Here is a 20,637-nt window from a genome sequence, read left to right on the forward strand (position 1 = left end):
GAGGATGCGGGGAGGATGCGGGGCCCGCGGGCCGGCGCCGTGCGCCGGCCCGCGGGATCGGGTCATCCGTTGAGGGTGATGTCCATCTGCGAGAAGAAGCGTTCGACGGCCTCATCCACGGTGATGGTGCCGAAGGCGAGCTCGGTGCCGAGCTTGCGGAACTCCTCCTCGATCGTGCCGTAGCCGACGATCGGGACCGGCGGGGCGTCGCCGAGGCGGTCGGCGATCGACTCCTCGTACTCCTTCACCTGCTGGCTCAGCGGGTCGAGGTCGGCCGCGTCGAGGGCGGTCTGCGAGGCGGGAAGGCCACGGTTGGTGCCGAAGATCTCACCCGACTGCGGCGAGTTCACGAGGAAGTTGACGAGCGTCGCCGCGGCCGCGGGGTGCTCGGTCTTCGCCGAGATCGTGTGGAGCATCGAGGGCTTGAGGTAGAGGTCCTTCGCGCCCTCCTTCGTCACGGGCGGCGCGACGAGACCGAGCTCGGTGTAGCCCTCGCCCAGGTTGCCCAGGTAGCCGCCGCCGAAGTTGTCCCACGTGAGCTCGCTCGCCGTCAGCGCGGCGTCGAAGCCCGAGAGCGGCAGGGCCTCTTCGAGGCGCTGCTGGCCGATCACGGCTCCGCTCTCGCGGAGCTCGGCGCCGTCCTCCCAGAACTGCGTCAGCCGCTCCTCGTCGAACCCGGGCTCGCCGTCCTCGTCGAACAGCTGCGACCCCTCGGCTCGCAGCTGCAGCTCGAAGTTCTGGATGCGTCCGGTGTAGTCGGTGCCACCCCAGTAGGCGCCGCCCGACGCGTCCGTGACGCTCGCCATCCACTCGGAGTAGTCGTCCCACGAGCCGCCGGCGAAGTCCTCCACGCCCGCCTGCTCGAGCAGCTTCGGGTTGGTGAACATGCCCCACGCGTTCGTCGAGGTCGCGATGCCGTAAGTCGTGTCGCCGACGACACCGATGTCGAGGATGTTCTGCGGCAGGGCATCGGTCTCGATGATCTCGCCGAGGTAGGGGTCGAGGTCGAGCAGGAGGTTGTTCTCGGAGTACTGGCGCAGGTACGAGTAGTCGAACTGCATGACATCCGGCAGCCCGCCGCCCGCGGCCTCCGTCTGACGCTTCTCCCAGAACTCCGGGAAAGTCAGGAACGTCGCGTTGACCGTGATGTTCGGGTACTCCTCGTTGAACGCGGCGATCGCCTCGTTGTAGAGCTGTGCGCGAACGTCGTTGCCCCAGAACGCCAGGTTCAGGGTGACCTTCTCATCCGGGTCGAATGTGGCATCCGCGGCCGGGGTCTCTCCGCCGGCGCAGCCCGCCAGGGTGAGCGCGGCGCCTGTCGCGATGGCGACCGTGGCCAGTGCCCGCTTTCTGTTGAACATCGTTGTCCTCTCTGCCGAACGTCGTCGTCTCGGTGCGCGCGAACGTCCATTGTCCGTGTGTGCAGGTGCGCGCCTCCGATGGTTGGGAAAGCGCTTGCCGGCAACGGTACTACGCGATGAAACGTTTCGCAAGGAAGTCGGGTCAACCGATTCCGACCCGTGATCTCGCGACTGTTACCGGTCTCAGTGCGTCGACTCAGCCTCGCACACCAACCGACCCGCGTCGACACGCAGCCGCACTCGGTAGACGGCGCACCGGCGGGCCTCGACGTCGTACGCACCGGCCCCGTCGCCACCGGCATCCGGGGTCGTGGCCGGCTGTGCGAAGAAGTAGTACCAGAGGGAGTCGTCGTCGCGAACGGGGGCGCCGTGGTGCCCGAACCCTCGGCCGGGCACGGCCCCCGCGCCGAGGACGATGTCGTCGGGACCGCCTTGGCGCACCCAGTGGACGGTGTCGTCCGAGACGAAGACACCCATCCCCCGCCACTCGTCGACGATCATCCACCAGCGGCCGTCGAGCTCGAAGACGCTCGGCCCCTCGTGCGGGCGTCCGCCGATCGCGACCCCGCCGTCACTCCACGACTCGAGGTCCTCCGACACCGCTACGCGGGTGACGGAATCGGCGGCTTCATCCTTGTACCAAAGCCGCCACTTCTCGTCGGGACCGCGGGCCACACCGGCGTCGATGACGCGGTCGCTCGCGAGATCGAGCGGTCCGAGCCGGTGCCACGACACGAGGTCGGTCGAGCGGTAGGCGACGATCGTGCGGGCATGACCCGGCCAGCGATCGGGCACACCGTCGATCTCGGTCAGATACATCCGCCATCCGGTGCCGTCGAAGACGACCTCGGGGGCCCAGTGGGTGCGGTCGACGTCGGCCGGAGGCTGCCCGGCGGTCAGTTCGAGCCCGCCGACATCCGGTTCGAGGGTGCCCGCGTACTGCCAATCGACGCCGTCTCGCGAGCGCGCCACCCCGATGCGCGAGCCGTGCACCCAGGAGACGCCCGGCCCCGGGTCGGGATGCGTCGCCCGCCGCTGCGTGTAGAACATCCACCATCCGCCGTCGCCCGGCTCGATGACGACCACCGGATCGGTCGCCCCGTCGTACACCGGGTCGCGATAGATCTCCCTGAGCATGAGTTCTCCTGTCTTATACCCGTCGACTCGCCATGAAATGCGGATCCGGGGGCACCGGCATCCGCACCTTCTGGCGAGTCGACGGAGGGGTGAGGGGGGAGGGTCAGGACTGGGTGGCGTGGAGGTGGGCGTAGCGGCCGGCGGCGGCCAGCAGGTCGTCGTGCGAACCCTGCTCGACGATCCGCCCGCGCTCGAGCACGATGATGCGGTCGGCACGCCGGATCGTCGACAGCCGGTGAGCGACCACGAGGGTCGTGCGGCCGGCCATGAGGCGCGCGAGCGCGTCCTTCACGAGCTCCTCCGACTCGGGATCGAGCGCCGAGGTCGCCTCATCCAGCAGCAGGATGCGGGGATTGCGCACCAGCGCCCGCGCGATCGCGAGCCGCTGCCGCTGCCCTCCCGACAGGCGCGCGCCCCGCTCGCCGACCACGGTGTCCCACCCGGCCGGCTGGTCGCTGACGAACTCCCACGCGTTGGCGTCGCGCAGCGCCCGCTCGATGCGCTCGTCGGAGACGTCGGGCAGCCCGTAGGCGACGTTCTCGCGGATCGTGCCCTCGAAGAGCACCGACTCCTGCGGCACGACCGACACCGCGCGGCGCACGGTCCGCAGGTCGAGCTCCTGCACGTCGGCCCCGTCGATCGTCAGCCGCCCGCTCGTCGCGCGAACGAACCCGAGGACGAGGTTCAGCAGCGTGGACTTTCCTGATCCGGACGAGCCGACGAACGCGTAGGTACGGCCCGCGGGGATGTGCAGATCGATCTCGTGCAGCGCGTCGTCGCTCGCCCCCGCGTACCGATGGCTGGCGCGCTCGAGCCGGATGTCGCCGACGACGCGATCCACGCGGCGCTTGCCCTCGTTCTGCTCGAGGTCGGGTTCCTGCAGCACCTCGGCGATGGAGCGCACCGACTCGAGCCCGCGCGCTCCGACCGGGATCAGCATGAGGAGCTGGGTGAGCCCCTGCGTGAGCAGCGTGAAGTAGGTCGAGAGCAGCACGACCTCGCCGGGCGATATCGGCAGGATGCCGGTGAGCGAGAAGATCGCGGCGAGCACGAGGCATCCGACGCCGAGCAGCTGCATCGCCACCCACGAGATCGAGGCGACGTGACCGTTGAGCATGTCGAGGTGAAGACCCGCGCGTCGCACTCCCTCGGCGCCGCGCGAGACGCGCGTGACGGCCGTCTCCTCGAGGCCGTGGGCGCGGGTGACCGGGATGAGCGAGGCCATCTCACCCACGCGTGCCGAGAACACCTCGACCTCGCGGCGGAAGACCGCGTTGCGCTCGCGCGAGCGGTTGCGCATGCCGTACCGGATGCCGATCGCGATCGGTACGGCGAGCGCGTAGACCGGCAGGAACTGGGGCACCGCGATCGCGGTCATGGTGAGGGCGCCGATCATCACCATCGTCGCCGACAGCAGCGGATGCGTGACCTGCTGCAGCATGAGCTCGACGTTCTCGACATCGCGCACCACCTTGGTCTGCACGATCGAGGAGCTCACCCGCGAGTGGTATCCGATCGACAGGCTCTGCAGCCGCGCGGCGAGCGCGTTGCGCAGGTCGGCCCCGGTGTCGCGCACGACGGTCATGAAGCTGCGCGTGTAGAGGATGTGGTTCGGGTAGTTCTGCAGCAGCAGGGCCGCGGCCAGCAGGAACCAGCCGATGACCGCCGAGACCTCACCCCCGCCCGCGACGATGTCGATGATCGCCGCGGTGATCACCGGGAGGAACCACATCGGGATCTCCTTCAGCGCGAAAGCGCCGACGGCGACGCTCATGCGCCCCGGGCGACGGGCGAGCAGCCGCAGGACGGATCGCGCCGGATGAGCGCCGTCGATCAGGCCCGCGGGATGGGAAAGCGGTTTCCGTGCCACGCGACCATGCTAGGCGCCCGTCGCGACCGTGCACACCCCCTCGGCGCGAATCAGCCGGCCGCCTGCGCGATGCGGTCGACGAAGAGCTGCGTCGCCTGCGGCACGTAGTCCGCGCTCGCCTCGGGATCCCAGCCCACGAGCGCGAGGACGTTCTGACCCGTGCGGACCGTCGCGCCGACGAGCGCGAACGGAGAGCCGCCCACGTCGCCGGTCACCCGCCACCCCTGGACATCGTCCGCGCCGCTGACGGGGAGATCGAACGGCTCGACCGAGGTCGTGACCGGCACCCCCTGCATGGCGAACAGCTCCTGCCCGTCCGCGCAGCGCGCGATGGCATCCTCAGCCTGAGCCACCAGCGCCTCGGCGGCTGCGTCGTCGGCCGCGGAGGCCACGACCGCCGTCATCGATCGGTCGTTGCTCGTGCCCCATTCGACAGCATCGCCGGCCGATTCCCACCCGGCGCCGAAGGGAGCGAGGCACCCGGCGTCCGAGACCGTCAACCCGGGATAGATCGACTCGAGCATCGCGGCGATCGTGTCGTACTGGGCGGGGCGGAACTGGATGCCGCTGAACAGGTCGGCGAGCTCGGTGCGGTCGAGCGCACCGGATGCCGCAGCGGGCGCCGACGCCGAGGGCGACGCCGCGGTCGTCTCGGGCGCAGCGCTCGAGGCCGCTCCGCTCGGTCCACCCGCCGGCGTGCAGCCCGTCAGCGCCGCCAGGCCGAGGGCCGCGACGACGAGCCCGGCGTTCAGTCGCGTGCGCGGGGTGCGGGATGCGGGTGATGCCATGGCGGTTCTCCTCGGATCGATGTGCCTCGACGCTAATGCCTGGCACCCGGGCCCGTCGCGGGCAGCGCTCCCCATCGACGGCCGGTGGCGCCTGCCGTAGGGTGTCGCTTCACCGCTCCCACCCGAAGACGTCAGCGCGCGTCGCGAGACCCATGGGAAAGCGCTTGCTGGCATGATGGGAGCGACGTCAGGAGAATCGGATGCCACGCACCACCACCATCGCCCTCGTCGGCGTCCACGGCTACGGAACCGTGCACCTCGACAATCTCCGCCGTCTGGGCGATCGCGTGCGGCTCGTCGCGGCGGCCGACCCCCGCCCGCCGGCACCGGGCACCCTGCCGGAACACACCCGCGTCTTCCCCGACCTGCCGACCCTGCTCGCCGCGACCGACGACGTCGATGTCGTCATCGTCGCCACGCCGCTGCATACCCACCTCGAGCTCGCGCGCACCGTCGTGGACCGCGGTATCGACCTGTACCTCGAGAAGCCGCCGGTGCTGACCCTCGCCGACCTGCGCGTGCTCGAGGACGCCGCCGCGCGGTCGGGCGCGCGGGTGCAGGTGGGCTTCCAGAGCCTCGGGTCGCGGGCGCTTCGAGCCTTCGCCGACGACCAGTTCGACCTGGGCCCGGTCCGCGCGATCGGAGCCGTGGGACTCTGGGCGCGCGACCGCGCGTACTGGGAGCGCAGCCGCTGGGCCGGGCGCCGCGAACTCGACGGTGTCGCCGTCGTCGACGGGGTCACGACCAACCCGCTCGCCCACGCGACCGCCACCGCTCTCGCGATCGCCGGCACGACAGCCGTCGCCGACATCACGCAGGTCACCGCCGATCTCTACCGCGCCAACGCCATCGAGGGCGACGACACGAGCCTGCTGCGCGTGTCGACGACGCGCGGCATCCGCGTCACCGCGGGGCTGACGCTGTGCGCCGACGAGCAGGTCGACCCGTACGTCGAGGTGCATGGCCGCCGCCGCTCGGCACGCTTCTTCTACACGGAGGACATCGTCGAGGTCGACGGGCGCAGCGAACGCTTCGAGCGTGACGACCTGCTCGAGAACCTCCTCGATCATCGCGACGAGGGTGTCGCGCTGCTGTCGCCCCTGTCAGCCTCGGGCGCGTTCGTCGCGGTCATCGATGCCGTGGGACGCACCGCGCCGCACGAGATCGACCCCGCGTTCGTCACTGCGCGCGGCGAGGGCCCCGCCCGGCGGCTCATCGTGGACGGCATCGAAGACGCCGTGGTCCGCGCCGTCGACGCCGAGGCGACCTTCGCCGAGCTGCACCTTCCCTGGGCTCGGCGCACGGCTCGCGACATCGTGCTGACCCTGCCGGGCGACGGCTCGCCCCTGGCGGAGCTCGTCGACGGCGCTGGCACCGCGCGGTCGTCGAGCCCGCGCCCGTACCTGCATCCGCTCCGCACCCCCGGCGGCGTGACCGTGACCGACCACCATCCCGCCGACCACGACTGGCACCTCGGTGTCAGCGTCGCCCTGCAGGATGTCGACGGCACGAACTTCTGGGGTGGTCGCACCTACACCCCGGGCGAGGACTACATCTGGCGCGACGATCACGGGCGCATCGAGATCGCCGGCGTCGAGCGGATCGCCGACGGCGCGGTTCTCGATCTGCGCTGGATCGGCCCCGACGGCAGCGTCGTCATGCGCGAGCGCCGCGAGGTGCGGCTGATCCATCGCGACGAGCGCGCCGCTGTCATCACCCTGTCGTTCGAGCTGTCGTCATCGACCGACCGCACCGTGATGCTCGGGGGTCCGGGCAGCAACGGTCGCGTGGGCGGCGGCTACGGCGGGCTCGCGTGGCGCCTCCCCGCCTGCGTCGGCGTCGACGTGCGCACGTTCTCGGCCCGTGGCGAGGAGGCGGTGCACGGAACGGTCGCGCCGTGGCTCGCATGGTCGGCGGCCTTCGCAGGCCCGACCGGCGGCGCTGCTGCGGAGGCCACCGTCGCACTCGCTGCGGCAGACGAGTCGTCTGCCGGCGATCCGTGGTTCGTCCGGGTCGCGGACTATCCCGGCATCGGAGCCGCGCTGGCCTGGGACCGCGCGGTCGCGGCATCCCCGGGCGCTCCAGTACGGCGCGCCTATCGGCTCCTCGTCGCCGACGGCCGGCTGACCGACGCGGAGGTCGCGGCGCTCCTCGCCTGACCCGAACGCGTCAGCACGCGTCGTTCCAGCGGCGCTCGAACTCGTCGGCGGTGATGGGCGTCGTGAGCTCATCGTCGTCGAGTTCCGACGCGGTCGAGGGCTGATCGGAGAGCATCCCCCAATCGTCGACGACGACCGCACCGGCGCCGTATCGCCGGGCACCCGCGGGGTGCTCATCGATCTGCCGCACGACCCACCAGAGCCCATCGGCATCCGCCTCAAGCTGCTGATATTGCGCGAAACCCGCCAGGTCCGCGTCGACGACAAGGTATCGAGGCATGGCTCCATCATCCCGAGTCGCGATGGCGATGCGGCGCGGGGCGTGGGATGGGGGCTGTGGAGAGCCGCGGGGTGATGTCGGAGGTTCGTGACAGTGTTCGAACATGCATTCGAATGGCGGGCTCGGTAGCCGGGCGGGCGGTGGGATGGGCAGCGACGGCGACGTCGACGCGCTCGCCGTTCTCGTTGCGGATGCTGAGCGGGTTTCGGATGCCGCACGGGCCGTGCAGGTTCGGGAGGTTCGGGTGCTCGCCGCGGCTGGGGTTCTGGCCGAGAGGCAGGCGGCTGGCGCGTCCGAGCGCGTGAAGGCCCGGGAGATGGCGTTACGTGGCATCGCCGCCGAGCTGGCCGGGGTGTTCGTGGCGACCGACCGGACGTTGCAACGCCGGATCGACGAGGCCCGAGACCTGGTCGAGAACTATCCGGTGACGATGGCCGCCTGGGAGGACGGACGCATCGTCCGGGGGCACGTGCGGGTGATCCAGGAGATCGGATGCCTCGTCCCCGCGGCCGAACGGGCTGAGTTCGAGCGGGTCGCGATCGAGCGGTGCGAGGGCGAGACCCCGAACCGCGTGCGGGACGCGCTGCGGATGCTGGCCGAGCGGACGCACCCGCGCTCGTTCACCGAACGACACGCGGAGGCCGCGGCGGGGCGGTGCGTGCGGGTGCAGGCCGGGCCGGACGGGATGTCCGACCTGATCGCGACGCTCCCGACCGTCATCGCCGACGGAATCGTCGACGACCGGCTCACCCGACAGGCGCGCGAGATCATCAACGCGCGCGCGCACGCCGATGCCGCCGGTGCCATGCCGGACGGTGCTCGAACCGACGCGAACGGCGGCATAACCGACGCCGATACGACCCTTTGCGACGGGTCGACGTTCAACGACGATGTGCGAACCATCGACCAGGTCCGCGCCGACGTGTTCAGCGACCTCCTCCTCGCCGGCGCGCCCGCCCTCGACCCCACCGCGACCGGTGACGGCGACGGAACCCTCGGCAAGATCCGGGCGCACGTGCAGGTCGCCGTGTCCGCCCTCACCCTCATCGGGCAAGACGACGGGCCTGCCGGTCTGGCGGGGCGCTCGCCCATCGACGCGGCCACCGCGCGAGAGCTCGCGGGCAACGCGACCTCCTGGGACCGGCTGCTGACCCACCCGGTCACCGGCACCGTCCTCCAATGCGACAGCTACCGGCCCACCGCCGCCATGATCCGGCTGCTGCGCGCGCGGGACCGGCACTGCCGATTCCCCGGATGCCGGCAACCCGCCATCCGCTGCGAACTCGACCACACCATCGCCGCATCCGACGACGGGCAGACGCACGTGCGTAACCTCGCCCACCTCTGCAAGAGACACCACGACGTCAAACACCACACCCGATGGCACGTCCGACAACTCCCCGGCGGGAAGCTGGTGTGGAGCTCACCGACCGGACGGATCTACCGCGAAGACGCACCACCACCACTCGTCGCGTTCACGGTCGCCGTCACGACCGATCGACCACCGGGTAGGCGGGACGATGGACGATCGCCCGGCGCTTTGTCCCCGGCACAGCGGCGAGAGCGGCGATTCCATACCTTCCTCGGGTCAGAGCCGCCGTTCTGACGTGTTCATCCCCTTGCCGCACCCCGTGCGGAGGCCCCTCCGCGCCTGCCCGAACGACACACGCGCACATGCGCACGCGCGAACCCACGCTCAGGTTCGAGCGGAGCACAGGTCGGCACGGCGCGCTTCAGAAGAACGGGCGCGCGACGGGCCGGGCGATTCCGCCGACCGTGGTCGTAGGCCACCTCGGGTCGACCGTGAGCACCTCGACGCCCGCGTCCGTGACGACTACGGTGTCTTCGACCTTCGCCCCGGGCGCGCTCGGATTCCACGCGAATGCGTGCGGCGAGCGCACGAGATCACGGGTCCCTGCCGTCGCCCGCGGATCGCGCCCGGCATATCCGGTCGGCCCTCCCTGATGGTGGCGCTCCCACTCGTCCGGATCGAACCCCGCATCGGCGTAGCCTCGACACCCCGCAGCGAACACTCCGTCCAGGTGGGCGCCGGGCCGAGTCGCCGCGAAGAACGCCGCTTCGACCTCGAGGATGCGTGCGTCATCGCCACCGGCCGCACCCACCCAGCGGGTCGCGTTGGCGATGAGCCCGCGGCGACGTCCGCAGACGACGAGCATCGCACGTGCGCCGAGCGGCGACTCCGTCGGAAGGGGATGCCGGTGGGCCAACCGCCCCTCTCCCGCCACCAGCACCACCAGAGGATCGATACCGCGTGCCACGAGTCCGGCAGCCAGCCCGGCAGCCGCGGCACGCTCGGGTATGAGGGGAGAGAGTTCCGCGGCGACATCCGTCAACACCTCGGCCACCTCACGACCGAGCGTCCGATAGCGATCGACTTCCTCCGGCACCAGCGCGGCACGCGCCGCCCGAAGATGGGCGCCGACCTCCGCCTCGCCGACCACGAGTTCCCCGCGCGCCTCCGAGGCCCCGCCGGGAGCACCGGCCCGGGCGTGCGCGACGACCGACTCGAACCACGGAACCCGGACGACGCGCGTGGCATCCGCCGGCGCGAGCTCCTCCGCGATCAGCCGGTCGGCCTCGTTCGCCGAGACGAAGAGAGTGTCGCCGCCCTCAGCGACGCGGACGGCCAGCACGGGCGGACCCGCGAACGAGACGTGCGTCCGAATACCGCCGAGGTACCACGAGAGCGCCTCATGCGACGAGAGCACGAGCGCATCGGCGCCGGCATCCTCACGAACGGCTGCCAGGCGACGGCGCTTGACGTCGCGCTCCGTCGTCGCGGTCGTGATCGCAGACATCGTCGTCTCCCGTCATAAAACGTTTCCTCGCATAGTATGGCCGGACGAAGGGCGGGGGAACGATGGCCGGAGCGAAGCAGACCACGATCACCGACGTCGCCGCGCACGCCGGCGTCTCACTCGCCACCGTCTCGCGCGTCATGAACGGCAACGCCACCGTCGATCCGGCTCTCGCCGAGCGGGTGCGCGCTTCGGCCGCGCAGCTCGGTTACTCGGCGAATCCGCTCGCGCGCAGCCTCGTGCTCGGCCGCACTCAGACCATCTCGGTCGTCGTGCCCGACCTGGCGAACCCCACCTTCCAGGGGATGCTGCGCGGCCTCAGCCGGGCCGCGGTCGCCGACGGCTACCACGTGCTCATCGCCGACTCCGACGAGAACGTCGACGAGGAGCGCCTGCTCGCGCTGGAGTCGCGGCGGCGCTCGGACGGACTGATCCTGTGCGCGCCACGCATGAGCGACGACCAGCTCGCCGACGTCGTCGCCGACGTCGCCCCCGTGGTCCTGGTCAACCGCACGGGCGACGCTCCGAGCGTGGCGGCCGACTATCGCACGCCTCTGCGCGCCATCATCGACCACCTCTACGCGCAGGGACACCGCCGATTCGCGTACCTCGCCGGCGCGGCGCGCAGCGCCTCGAGCGGGCAGCGACTGTCTGCACTCGAAGACGCGCGACGCGAGCTGGCGGACTGCGAGATCGCCGAGATCCCCGCCGGGGTCGACTTCGCCAGCGGCGCCGGCGCTCTCGACGATGTTCTCGCGTCAGGGGCGACGGGGGTGCTGGCATTCAACGATCTGTCGGCGATGGGGCTGCTGAGCGCGGCGACCGAACGCGGCATTCCGGTGCCCGGCCGACTCTCGATCGCGGGGTTCGACGACATCCCCTTCGCGCGGTACACCTCCCCCGCACTCACGACCGCCGCCGTGCCGATGGGCGAGCTCGGCGCGCGAGCGTGGTCGGCGCTGCACGACCTGCTGACGGGCCGCACGCCCGAGCCCGCCGTGACGGTCTCGCCCGACGTCATCGTCCGCGGCAGCACCGGCGCTCCCGCGGCCTGAGCCGCTCACCTTCGGCCTGAGCCTCGCGTCCGGAGGAGGGCTCGTGCTAGGCTGAGAAAACGTTTCCTGAGAGCGCTTTCCCACATAGACGGCCTCTCAGCTCTTGGCACGAAGGAGAGCCATGACCCGCACGCGGTACGCCCTGGTGGGCGCGGGACACCGCGCCCAGATGTACGTCGACGCCATCACCGGGACCCACGCCGATCGGGCGGAGCTCGTCGCGATCTGCGAGCCGAACCCGGTACGCGCCGAGCACTACCGCGATCAGCTGGTCGAGCGCGGCGTGCCCGCCCCGACGCTGTGGTCGCCGGACGACCTCGAGCAGATGATCCGCGATTCTCGCGCCGAACGCGTCATCATCACCGCGCGTGACGACCTGCACGCATCCCTCATCGTGCGCTCGCTCGATGCCGGCGCGGACGTGGTGGTCGAGAAGCCCCTGACGATCGACGCGCCGAGCGCGGCGGCGATCGAGGACGCCGTCGAGCGCACCGGTCGATCGGTCGTGCTGACCTTCAACTACCGCTACTCGCCGCGCAACAGCGCCCTCCGCCAGGTGATCCAGGACGGCCGCATCGGGCGGGTGACCTCGATCGACTTCTCGTGGATGCTCGACACGAAGCACGGCGCCGACTACTTCCGCCGCTGGCACCGCGAGAAGGAGCACTCGGGCGGCCTCCTCGTCCACAAGGCGAGTCATCACTTCGACCTCGTCAACTGGTGGATCCGCGACGAGCCGCGCCGCGTGTTCGCCTCGGGCGGCCTGCGGTTCTACGGGGCGGAGAACGCCCGGGCCCGCGATCTCGGCGAGCGGCCGCAGCGCGGCACGCACGACGGCCGCCACGACCCGTTCGAGCTCGACCTCCGCGACGACGAACGCCTGCGCGCGCTCTACCTCGAAGCGGAGAGCCACGACGGCTACCTTCGCGATCGCGACGTGTTCGGCGAGGGCATCACCATCGAGGACAACCTCGCGCTCGTCGTCGACTACGCCGGCGGGGCGACGATGTCGTATTCGCTGAACGCCCACGCCCCGTGGGAGGGCTACCGCGTCGCCGTCAACGGCACCGAGGGCCGCGCCGAGCTCGAGGTGGTCGAGCGCGGCGCCGTCCTCGAGGACGAGGGTCTGCACCCGGTGCTCGACCCCTCGGCCGTCGACTCCGCCGGCCCCGCCTCCCTCCGCCCGCAGGGCGAACGACTGATCGTCCAGCGCCACTGGGAGGACGCCGTCGAGATCCCGATCGAGGCGGGCGAGGGCGGCCACGGCGGCGGAGACGACCTGCTGCTCGCCGACGTCTTCGTCGGCCCCGGCGATGACCCGCTGGCTCGACCCGCCGGCTGGGCCGACGGCGTCCGCTCGATCGCGGTGGGCATCGCGGGCAACCTGTCGCTGGCGTCGGGTCTTCCCGTGCACACCTCCGAGCTCCGCATCCGACTGCTCGACGGCCGGCGATGAGCCGGGTCGTCGTCACCGGCGGCTCCGGCCGCCTCGGTCGCAGCCTCGTCGGCGGCCTCGTCGCCGCGGGGCATCGGGTGGTCTCCTTCGACCGGACGGTCTCGGACGCCCCCGAGCTGCAGGGCGCCGACCAACTCGCCATCGACCTGCTCGACGCCGAGGCCACCGCCGCGGCGCTCCGCGCGCAGCGGGCGACCGCCGTCATCCACCTGGCCGCGATCGCCGTCCCCTTCAGCGCCCCCGAAGACGTCATCATGCGCACGAATGCGGCCCTGGCCGTCTCGGTGCTCGGCGGTGCCGTGACCGCAGGGATCCCGCGGATCGTCGCCGCCTCCAGCCCCACCGTGCTGGGCTACGGGGCGCCGCGCGGCTGGGTGCCCGACCGCTTCCCGCTCGATGAGGACACGCCGCCACGGCCGTGGAACAGCTACGCCCTGTCGAAGCTCGTGATCGAGCAGACGATGCGGATGCTGCACCGACAGACCGGCGACGCCGTACGCTTCGCCGCCTTCCGCCCGTGTTACGTGATCGCACCCGAGGAGTGGCGCGGAGCCCCCACGCAGCAGGGCCACACCGTTCGCGAGCGCCTCGACGATCCGAGCCTCGCCGCTCCCGCGCTGTTCAACTACGTCGACGCGCGCGACGTCGCCTCCTTCGCCGACGCTCTCCTGTCCGCTCTGCCCACGATCCCGAACGCCGAGACCTTCTTCGTCGGAGCCGACGACGCCCTCGCCCGCCGCCCGCTCGCCGAGCTCATCCCCAGCTTCCACCCCGGCACGGAGAAGGCTTCCGCCGTCCTCACCGGCACGGCGCCCGCGTTCTCGAACGCGAAGGCGCGTCGCCTGCTGGACTGGGCGCCCCGCTACTCGTGGCGCGACGCCCTGACCGAAGAACCCTCCCGCACCGACACCCGAAAGGACGTGCCGGTATGAACTTCGACGGCATCCTCTTCTTCCCCGTCACCCCGTTCGACGCCTCCGGCGCCGTCGACCACGAACTGCTCGCATCGCACGTGAGCCGCGGTGTCGAGGAAGGAGCCGGCGGTGTCTTCCCCGCGTGCGGCACGGGCGAGTTCCACGCGCTCTCGACCGCCGAAGCGGCCGCGGTCGTCCGCACCGCCGTCTCGAGCGTCGCGGGCGCCGTGCCCGTCGTCGCCGGGACCGGGGGTCCGCTCGGCCACGCCCTCGAGACCGCCCGCGCTGCCGCGGATGCCGGGGCCGACGCCCTGCTCGCCCTGCCGCCCTACCTCGTCGGCGGGCCGCAGGAGGGACTCGTCGCCTACGTCGAGGCGATCGCCGCGGCATCCGATCTGCCCGTGATCGTCTACCACCGCGCCAACGCGCAGTTCACGCCCGAGTCGATGCGCCGTCTCGCCGAGAACCCGCGGATCGTCGGGTTCAAGGACGGCACCGGCGACATCGGCACAACGCAGCTCATCGTCCGCGCGATCGCCGACGCCGGTCGCGACGACTTCGCGTTCTTCAATGGGCTCCTCACCGCCGAGCTCACGCAGGCCGCATATCGCGGCATCGGCGTGCCGCTGTATTCGTCCGCAGCCTTCGCCATGGCGCCCGAGGTCGCGAACGCGTACTACCGGGCCTACGTCGAGCACGACGAGGAGCGTCGCCTGGCACTGCTCGACGCGTTCTACACACCTCTTGTCGCGCTCCGCGACGAGACGCCCGGGTTCGGCGTCTCGCTCATCAAGGCGGGCCTGCGCCTGAGCGGGCAGGCCGTCGGCGGGGTTCGCGCCCCGCTCGTCGACCCCACCGCCGACCAGGAACGCCGCCTCGCGGCGATCCTCGATGCCGGGCGCGCCCTGCTGTGACGACGATCGCCGCGCTCGCAGCGCGCCTGATCCGGGTCCCGCTCACCCGCCCGTGGGCCGCCGACGTCACCTCGGTCGGCGTCATCGCGACGCACGTGCAGCGCAGTGACGGCGCCGAGGGGTGGGGCTTCTCGTGGACCCCGCAGATCGGGGCGAACGCTGTGCTCGCCCTGCTGCGACACGACGTCGCACCGGCCGCCGTGGGACGTTCCGCCGAGCCGGGCGGCGCATGGCAGGGCCTCTGGGAGCACCTGCACGAGGCGGGCGGTGGTGGCGTGACGACGATCGCCCTCGCGGGCCTCGACCTGGCGCTCTGGGATGCCGCGGCTCGCGCGGCCGGCTCGTCGGTCTCGACGCTGATCGGACGGCGCCGCGAGAGCGCCCGCGTGTACGGAAGCGGCGTGAACCTCCACTACTCACTCGATGAGCTCGTCGCTCAGGTCGAGCGGTGGGTCACGCGCGGGTTCACCGCCGTCAAGGTCAAGGTCGGCAAGCCCGACGTCGCGGAGGACCTCGACCGCCTTCGCGCCGTCCGCTCGGTGCTGGGCCCGGACCGGGGCCTGATGATCGACGCGAACCAGCGCTGGGACCTGGCCCGCGCGACGCGGTCGCTCGAGGTCCTCGCCGAGGTCCGACCCGACTGGATCGAGGAGCCCCTGCGCGCCGACGACCTCGACGGACACGCCGAGCTCGCACGGCGCCTCGGCGGCGGACCGCGCATTCCGATCGCCGTGGGCGAGAACCTGCACACCGCGTACCGCTTCGCCGAGGTGCTGCGACGCGGCGCCGCGCAGATCGTCCAGCCCAACATCGTGCGCGTCGGGGGGATCACGCCGCTGCAACGCATCGCCGCGATCGCCGAGGACGCCGGCGCCGAGCTGCACCCGCATCTGCTGCCCGAGCTGTCGGGCCAGCTCGCACTGACCCTCCCCGGCGGCGCGGCCGAACCCTGGGTCGAGGACGTGGAGGATGCCGGCTTCGCCGAGCTGGGCGCCCTCCGCGGCCCCTCCCCCGTCGTGATCCGCGACGGACGGCTCCGCGAGACCGACCACCTCGGCCTGGGCCTGCGCTTCACCGACGGACACTTCACCACTGACGACCGCGAGGAACACCGATGACCACCACCCCTGATCGCATCGACGAGCTGGCCGCCGCGGCGTCCGCCGCAGCCCCGATCTGGCGCGATTCGGATGCCGCGACGCGCGCCACCTGGCTGCGCGCTCTCGCCGACGCCCTCGACGGCGCTGCTGACGAGCTCGTCGCGATCGCCGATCGCGAGACGCGACTCGGCGAGGCGCGCCTGCGCGGCGAAGTCGCCCGCACCACGGGACAGCTGCGACTCTTCGCCGACGTCGTGACGGAGGGCTCGTTCCGAGAGATCACGATCGACGAGGCCGATGCCGCGGCGACGCCGCCCCGGCCCGAGCTGCGTCGCCTGCTGGTGGGCGTCGGACCCGTCGCGGTGTTCTCCGCCTCGAACTTCCCCTTCGCGTTCTCGGTGTGCGGCGGCGACACGGCGTCCGCTCTCGCCGCCGGCAACCCGGTGATCGTCAAGGCGCATTCCGGGCACCCGGAGCTCTCTCGCCGCACGGCCGAGATCGCCGTCGCCGCGCTCGACGGCGCCGGAGCGCCGGAAGGCTCCTTCGCGCTCGTCGAAGGTCGCGAGGCGGGCAACGCCCTCGTGCAGCATCCCCTCGTTCGGGCGGCGGGCTTCACCGGCTCGGTGTCGGGCGGCCGCGCCCTGTTCGACCTCGCTTCCGGGCGACCGGACCCGATCCCCTTCTACGGCGAGCTGGGCAGCGTGAATCCCGTGGTCGTGACGCCCGCGGCGGCCGAGGCCCGCGGCGACGAGCTCGCCCGCGGACTCGTGACATCGTTCACCCTGGGGGCGGGTCAGTTCTGCACCAAGCCCGGCGTCGTCTTCGTTCCCCGGGGCAGCGGATTCGTCGAGTCCGTCGCCGCCGCCGCCCACGGCGCGACCGGCGGCCCGCTGCTGACCGACCGCATCACCGAGGCCTTCCCGGCAGGGATCGCCGCGCTCGAGGCCGACGCGTCGGTGCGGGTGGCGGCAGAAGGCGTCCCGGGCGACGGCGCGCGACCCGTCGTCCTCGTGTCGGACGCGTCCGCGGTCGCCGCCCGTCCGGAGGTCCTGCTCGAGGAGTGCTTCGGCCCCGTCACCCTCCTCGTCGAGTACGGCGACGAGGGCGACGTGCACGCGGCCCTCGCCGCCGTGCCCGGCAGCCTCACCGCCACCCTGCACTCCGAGCCGGGCGACGACGTCGCCGCGACCCTCGCGCTCCTGCAGGAGCGCGCCGGACGCGTGCTGTTCGCGGGCTGGCCGACCGGCGTCGCGGTGACCTGGTCGCAGCACCACGGCGGGCCCTGGCCTGCGACGACCTCGCTGCACACCTCCGTCGGGGCCACCGCCATCCGCCGATTTCTCCGGCCGCTCGTCTTCCAGGACGCGCCGGCCGCGCTGCTGCCGCGCGAACTGCGTGACGAGTCGCTCGAGAGAACCCCGCACCGACGTAACGGCGTGCTCGTGCTGCCGTAACGGCCGGATGCCGGCGCGAACGGAAAACGCTTCCCGTAGGCTGGGGCGATGACATCGAGCTTCACCGCTGCGTTCGACTGGGCCCGCCGGCATGTGGCGGACGGCCGCCTGCCGTCCGCGGTCGTCGGGGTCGCCGATGCGAACGGCGTCCTCGCCCTCGACGCCGTCGCGGCGGACATCGACGATCGGTACGCGCTCTTCTCGATCACGAAGCCGCTGCTGGGCATCTCCGCTGCCCGCGCCATCCAGCGCGGCGAGCTCACGCTGCAGACTCCGCTGACCCGCGCCCTGCCCGAGTTCGGCCGCGACCGGGACGACATCGTGCGGCTCTCGCATCTTGTGAGCCACACGAGCGGCATCAGCGAGCCGCCACTCGACACCCGACTCCCGCTCCGTACCGAGCTGCTCACCCGCGGCCGTGACTTCGTCGCCGGCACGGCCTCGCGGTACTCCACGCTCGCCTTCGAGGGCGTCGCCGCACTCGTCGAGAGCGTGAGCGGCCGCATCTGGCACGACGACATCGCCGACTGGGCATCGGGCATCGGCGCCGGCGGCCTGTCGGCCGACCTCGACGGCACGGCGCCGATCGCGGATGCCGCCGCCGCGGGCGCCGACATGGCGGCCTTCGCCGCGCAGCGCAACCCCGGGGCCGGCCTCGCCGGGAAGGCGCACGACCTGCTCGCGCTCGGGACCGAACTGCTGCGGATCCACGCCGGCGCCCGCGACGGCATCCTCGCCCCGGCGACGCTCGCGATGATGCGGCGACCCCTGACCGGCGACATCCCCCGATTGGAGCCGTACCCTGCCGAGCGCGGGCAGGACTGGGGTCTCGCCTGGAACCTCCGCACCCGAGCGCCGGGCCTGATCGACCGCGACGTCTACGGCCACGGCGGCTGGGCGGGAACGGAGTTCTGGGTGCACCCGACCGCGGGCATCGCGTGGGTGCTGCTGACCAACCGGGCGTTGCGCTCCGGCGTCGACATCGACGAACTCGACAACGCGATCGTCGGCGCGCTGTGAGCGAGCTGCTCCGCGTCGAGCATTCCGCGTGGCCGCAGCCCGAACGGCCCGCACCGCTGCCCGCTCCCCACGAGCGCGCCCGCGGCATCTCGGTCACCGACCGCGCCCTGTACCGGCACGGTGAAGGCTGGGTGCCGGTGTCGGGCGAGGTGCACTACAGCCGACTGCCGCGCGATCGCTGGTCCGAGCGGATGCGGCAGCTGCGCGCCGCCGGCGTCACGGTCGCATCGACCTACGCCTTCTGGAACCACCACGTCGCCGAGCGCGGGCACCCGCTCTTCGACGGGAACCTCGACATCGGGGCCTTCGTCGACGAGGCGGCTGCGGCGGGACTCGATGTCGTGCTGCGCATCGGACCGTGGGCGCATGGCGAGTCCCGCAACGGCGGCTTCCCCGATTGGGTTCAGGCTCTGCCGGTCATCCTCCGCAGCGATGACCCCGGCTACCTCGACCTCGTCCGGGAGTGGTTCGGCCAGCTCGCCGCGTCCCTGGGCGGCCGCGCGCGACCAGGCGGGCCGGTCATCGGCATCCAGCTCGAGAACGAGTTGTACGACCGTCCGGAGCACCTGGTCACGCTCAAGCGCCTCGCCCGCGAAGCGGGCATGGCGGCACCCCTGTGGACGGCGACGGCCTGGGGCGGGGCGCAGCTGCCCGACGGTGAGGTCATGCCGCTCTTCGGCGGGTATGCGGACGGATTCTGGGTCGACCCGGGCGCACCCTGGGACCCGACGTTCCGCGCGCATTACTTCCCCTCACACGACTGGGACGACCCGGGGGTCGGGGCGGACGTGCGCGCGAGCCAGGGCTTCGCGGCGGCGAGCGCGACGGCCGACCTGCACGGCTTCCCCCCGGCGACCTGCGAGCTGGGCGGGGGGATGGCCACCGCGTACCACCGTCGCCCGGTGCTCGGGGGACGCGATGTCGCCGCGCTCGCCCACATCAAGATCGGCAACGGGTCGGCCTGGCAGGGCTACTACATGTTCGTCGGCGGCCGGAACCCCGGACCCGATCTGCAGGAGACGATCGACACCGGGTATCCCAACGACCTCCCCGAGTTCGGCTACGACTTCCACGCCCCGATCGGGCAGTCGGGCGACCTCGGCGACTCCGCTCCGCTGCTGCGCGCGCAGCACGCCTTCCTCACCGCGTTCGGCGACCGCCTGTCCGGCATGTCGTCTGCTCTTCCCGACGTCCGCGCCGCGTCGCTCGACGACCGGACCACCCTCCGGTGGGCGCTGCGTTCCGACGGAGCGGAGGGCGTCGTCGTGATCTCGCACCACCAGCCGTACGAACAGGTGGAGGACGTCGCCGACGTCCAGCTGCGCGTCGTCGTCGGCGACACCGAGACCGTGCTCCCGTCACGTCCGGTCACGGTCCCCGCGGGGACGCTCGCTCGATGGCCGGTCGGGCTCACCGTGGGTCGGGCACGGGTCGCCTGGGCGACGGCCACCCTGATCACGGTCCTCTCGGGCGGCCCGCGTCCGACGCTGGTGCTGCTCGAAGATCGCGGCATCCCCGCCGAGATCGCGATCGGCCAGGCCGGACCGCAGGTCGCCCGGCCGGGACGCGCTCCGCTCCGCTTCGACGACCTCGATGTCGTGGTGTTGCCGGCCGCCGACGCCGACCGGCTCTGGGTGCGCCCCGGGTCGCGCCCGGAGCTGTGGCTGACCGATGGCGAGCTGGCGTGGGATGCCGACATCGCGATGCTCCGTGGCGCTCGGGAGGCTCACCGCTACGACCCGCACACCGGCGAGTGGTCGATCGTCACGGGCGCGCCCGGCGCGCCCGGCGGGCCCGGCCGCGTTACCGCGATGGGCAGCGCGCCGGTGGGAGTCGAGCTCGTCCGCCCGCCGGCCGCTCCGGCGACGGACTACGGCTTCGGCGGCCCGCGTCACCGCGCGCCGTCGGACGAGACGTTCGCCGAGCGGGCCGCCCGGTACCGGGTGCAGCTCCCCGCGACCTCGCTGGACCCCGAGGCGGACGCGGTGCTCGACCTCGACTGGGCGGGCGACGTGGGACGGTTCCTGGTCGACGGCCGCATCGTCGACGACCGCTTCTGGGACGGCACGCGCTGGTCGCTGTCGCTTCGGGACGCCGGTGCGACACCGACGAGCGAGATCACCGTCGAGGTGCTGGCGTTGTCTCCGGCCTCGACGATCGCGCTCGCGACGGATGCGGAGTCGCGGCGAGCCGATGCCGTGGCGACATCCCTACGCGCGTCGCTCCGGCTGCGCGGTCCCTGGCAGCGCCTCGCGTGATGCTGCACACGGCGCGCGGCGCGCGGCGCCAGCGAACTCGGAGAATGACGCG

The 20,637-nt window shown here is 72.1% G+C and carries 16 protein-coding genes; 10 read left to right on the forward strand and 6 right to left on the reverse strand.

Translation table 11 applies throughout. From position 1 onward, the window contains the following. Window positions 1-62 precede the first annotated feature (62 nt). The 4 genes from ACI2K6_RS06610 to ACI2K6_RS06625 form a co-directional block, all read right to left on the reverse strand. A complete protein-coding gene (locus tag ACI2K6_RS06610) occupies window positions 63-1,361 on the reverse strand; it encodes an ABC transporter substrate-binding protein (protein WP_274178338.1) in 1,299 nt (432 codons plus the stop codon). A gap of 183 nt (window positions 1,362-1,544) precedes the next feature. Next, window positions 1,545-2,498, reverse strand: coding sequence for a hypothetical protein (locus tag ACI2K6_RS06615; protein ID WP_404568289.1), 954 nt, complete (start codon window positions 2,496-2,498; stop codon window positions 1,545-1,547). A 103-nt stretch (window positions 2,499-2,601) separates the two neighbouring features. Then, entirely contained in the window at window positions 2,602-4,368 is a 1,767-nt protein-coding gene (locus ACI2K6_RS06620; RefSeq protein WP_404568290.1) for an ABC transporter ATP-binding protein, read from the reverse strand. A gap of 50 nt (window positions 4,369-4,418) precedes the next feature. Next, window positions 4,419-5,156: a hypothetical protein gene (locus ACI2K6_RS06625; RefSeq protein ID WP_404568291.1), complete on the reverse strand. Its 738-nt coding sequence runs from the start codon at window positions 5,154-5,156 to the stop codon at window positions 4,419-4,421. A gap of 200 nt (window positions 5,157-5,356) precedes the next feature. Here ACI2K6_RS06625 and ACI2K6_RS06630 point away from each other — a divergent pair, with 200 nt between their 5' ends. Then, window positions 5,357-7,315 (forward strand): DUF6807 family protein, encoded by a 1,959-nt coding sequence (locus ACI2K6_RS06630; protein ID WP_404568292.1) that lies wholly within the window; start codon window positions 5,357-5,359, stop codon window positions 7,313-7,315. Window positions 7,316-7,325: 10 nt separating this feature from the next. Here ACI2K6_RS06630 and ACI2K6_RS06635 read toward each other — a convergent pair whose 3' ends face one another. Further along, entirely contained in the window at window positions 7,326-7,595 is a 270-nt protein-coding gene (locus tag ACI2K6_RS06635) for a hypothetical protein (protein ID WP_282502031.1), read from the reverse strand. 103 nt (window positions 7,596-7,698) lie between these two features. On the opposite strand from ACI2K6_RS06635, the gene ACI2K6_RS06640 reads away from it, so the two are divergent. Next, a complete protein-coding gene (locus ACI2K6_RS06640; RefSeq protein ID WP_404568293.1) occupies window positions 7,699-9,201 on the forward strand; it encodes a DUF222 domain-containing protein in 1,503 nt (500 codons plus the stop codon). A gap of 127 nt (window positions 9,202-9,328) precedes the next feature. Here ACI2K6_RS06640 and ACI2K6_RS06645 read toward each other — a convergent pair whose 3' ends face one another. Next, window positions 9,329-10,414: a M24 family metallopeptidase gene (locus ACI2K6_RS06645; protein WP_404568294.1), complete on the reverse strand. Its 1,086-nt coding sequence runs from the start codon at window positions 10,412-10,414 to the stop codon at window positions 9,329-9,331. 62 nt (window positions 10,415-10,476) lie between these two features. On the opposite strand from ACI2K6_RS06645, the gene ACI2K6_RS06650 reads away from it, so the two are divergent. The 8 genes from ACI2K6_RS06650 (at window position 10,477) to ACI2K6_RS06685 (ending at window position 20,585) form a co-directional block, all read left to right on the forward strand. Further along, a complete protein-coding gene (locus ACI2K6_RS06650) occupies window positions 10,477-11,469 on the forward strand; it encodes a LacI family DNA-binding transcriptional regulator (protein ID WP_114589134.1) in 993 nt (330 codons plus the stop codon). A gap of 121 nt (window positions 11,470-11,590) precedes the next feature. After that, window positions 11,591-12,925: a Gfo/Idh/MocA family protein gene (locus ACI2K6_RS06655; protein ID WP_274178332.1), complete on the forward strand. Its 1,335-nt coding sequence runs from the start codon at window positions 11,591-11,593 to the stop codon at window positions 12,923-12,925. Then, window positions 12,922-13,857, forward strand: coding sequence for an NAD-dependent epimerase/dehydratase family protein (locus ACI2K6_RS06660; protein WP_404568295.1), 936 nt, complete (start codon window positions 12,922-12,924; stop codon window positions 13,855-13,857). The genes ACI2K6_RS06655 and ACI2K6_RS06660 overlap by 4 nt, the downstream gene beginning before the upstream one ends. Beyond that, window positions 13,854-14,753 carry a 5-dehydro-4-deoxyglucarate dehydratase gene (locus ACI2K6_RS06665; protein ID WP_404568296.1) on the forward strand — a complete coding sequence of 300 codons (900 nt, stop codon included), beginning with the start codon at window positions 13,854-13,856 and terminating at the stop codon, window positions 14,751-14,753. The genes ACI2K6_RS06660 and ACI2K6_RS06665 overlap by 4 nt, the downstream gene beginning before the upstream one ends. Next, window positions 14,750-15,871, forward strand: coding sequence for a mandelate racemase/muconate lactonizing enzyme family protein (locus ACI2K6_RS06670; protein ID WP_323987200.1), 1,122 nt, complete (start codon window positions 14,750-14,752; stop codon window positions 15,869-15,871). The genes ACI2K6_RS06665 and ACI2K6_RS06670 overlap by 4 nt, the downstream gene beginning before the upstream one ends. Then, on the forward strand, window positions 15,868-17,307 hold the full coding sequence (locus ACI2K6_RS06675; RefSeq protein ID WP_404568297.1) for an aldehyde dehydrogenase (NADP(+)): 1,440 nt from the start codon (window positions 15,868-15,870) through the stop codon (window positions 17,305-17,307). Before ACI2K6_RS06670 ends, ACI2K6_RS06675 begins: the two co-directional genes overlap by 4 nt. Before the next feature lie 48 nt (window positions 17,308-17,355). Continuing rightward, window positions 17,356-18,327 carry a serine hydrolase domain-containing protein gene (locus ACI2K6_RS06680; RefSeq protein WP_404568298.1) on the forward strand — a complete coding sequence of 324 codons (972 nt, stop codon included), beginning with the start codon at window positions 17,356-17,358 and terminating at the stop codon, window positions 18,325-18,327. Next, window positions 18,324-20,585 (forward strand): beta-galactosidase, encoded by a 2,262-nt coding sequence (locus ACI2K6_RS06685; protein ID WP_404568299.1) that lies wholly within the window; start codon window positions 18,324-18,326, stop codon window positions 20,583-20,585. Before ACI2K6_RS06680 ends, ACI2K6_RS06685 begins: the two co-directional genes overlap by 4 nt. Window positions 20,586-20,637: the final 52 nt, after the last annotated feature.

This window comes from Microbacterium sp. NPDC006705 (assembly GCF_044903545.1).
GTDB classification, from domain to species: Bacteria; Actinomycetota; Actinomycetes; order Actinomycetales; family Microbacteriaceae; genus Microbacterium; species Microbacterium plantarum.

Bases quoted from the DNA above. Each gene is read 5' to 3' on its own strand.
- ACI2K6_RS06655 (WP_274178332.1), top strand. From the start codon at position 11,591: ATGACCCGCACGCGGTACGCCCTGGTGGGCGCGGGACACCGCGCCCAG.
- ACI2K6_RS06665 (WP_404568296.1), top strand. From the start codon at position 13,854: ATGAACTTCGACGGCATCCTCTTCTTCCCCGTCACCCCGTTCGACGCC.
- ACI2K6_RS06630 (WP_404568292.1), top strand. From the start codon at position 5,357: ATGCCACGCACCACCACCATCGCCCTCGTCGGCGTCCACGGCTACGGA.
- ACI2K6_RS06635 (WP_282502031.1), bottom strand. From the start codon at position 7,595: ATGCCTCGATACCTTGTCGTCGACGCGGACCTGGCGGGTTTCGCGCAA.
- ACI2K6_RS06645 (WP_404568294.1), bottom strand. From the start codon at position 10,414: ATGTCTGCGATCACGACCGCGACGACGGAGCGCGACGTCAAGCGCCGT.
- ACI2K6_RS06660 (WP_404568295.1), top strand. From the start codon at position 12,922: ATGAGCCGGGTCGTCGTCACCGGCGGCTCCGGCCGCCTCGGTCGCAGC.
- ACI2K6_RS06625 (WP_404568291.1), bottom strand. From the start codon at position 5,156: ATGGCATCACCCGCATCCCGCACCCCGCGCACGCGACTGAACGCCGGG.
- ACI2K6_RS06675 (WP_404568297.1), top strand. From the start codon at position 15,868: ATGACCACCACCCCTGATCGCATCGACGAGCTGGCCGCCGCGGCGTCC.
- ACI2K6_RS06610 (WP_274178338.1), bottom strand. From the start codon at position 1,361: ATGTTCAACAGAAAGCGGGCACTGGCCACGGTCGCCATCGCGACAGGC.
- ACI2K6_RS06640 (WP_404568293.1), top strand. From the start codon at position 7,699: ATGCATTCGAATGGCGGGCTCGGTAGCCGGGCGGGCGGTGGGATGGGC.
- ACI2K6_RS06615 (WP_404568289.1), bottom strand. From the start codon at position 2,498: ATGCTCAGGGAGATCTATCGCGACCCGGTGTACGACGGGGCGACCGAT.
- ACI2K6_RS06680 (WP_404568298.1), top strand. From the start codon at position 17,356: ATGACATCGAGCTTCACCGCTGCGTTCGACTGGGCCCGCCGGCATGTG.
- ACI2K6_RS06650 (WP_114589134.1), top strand. From the start codon at position 10,477: ATGGCCGGAGCGAAGCAGACCACGATCACCGACGTCGCCGCGCACGCC.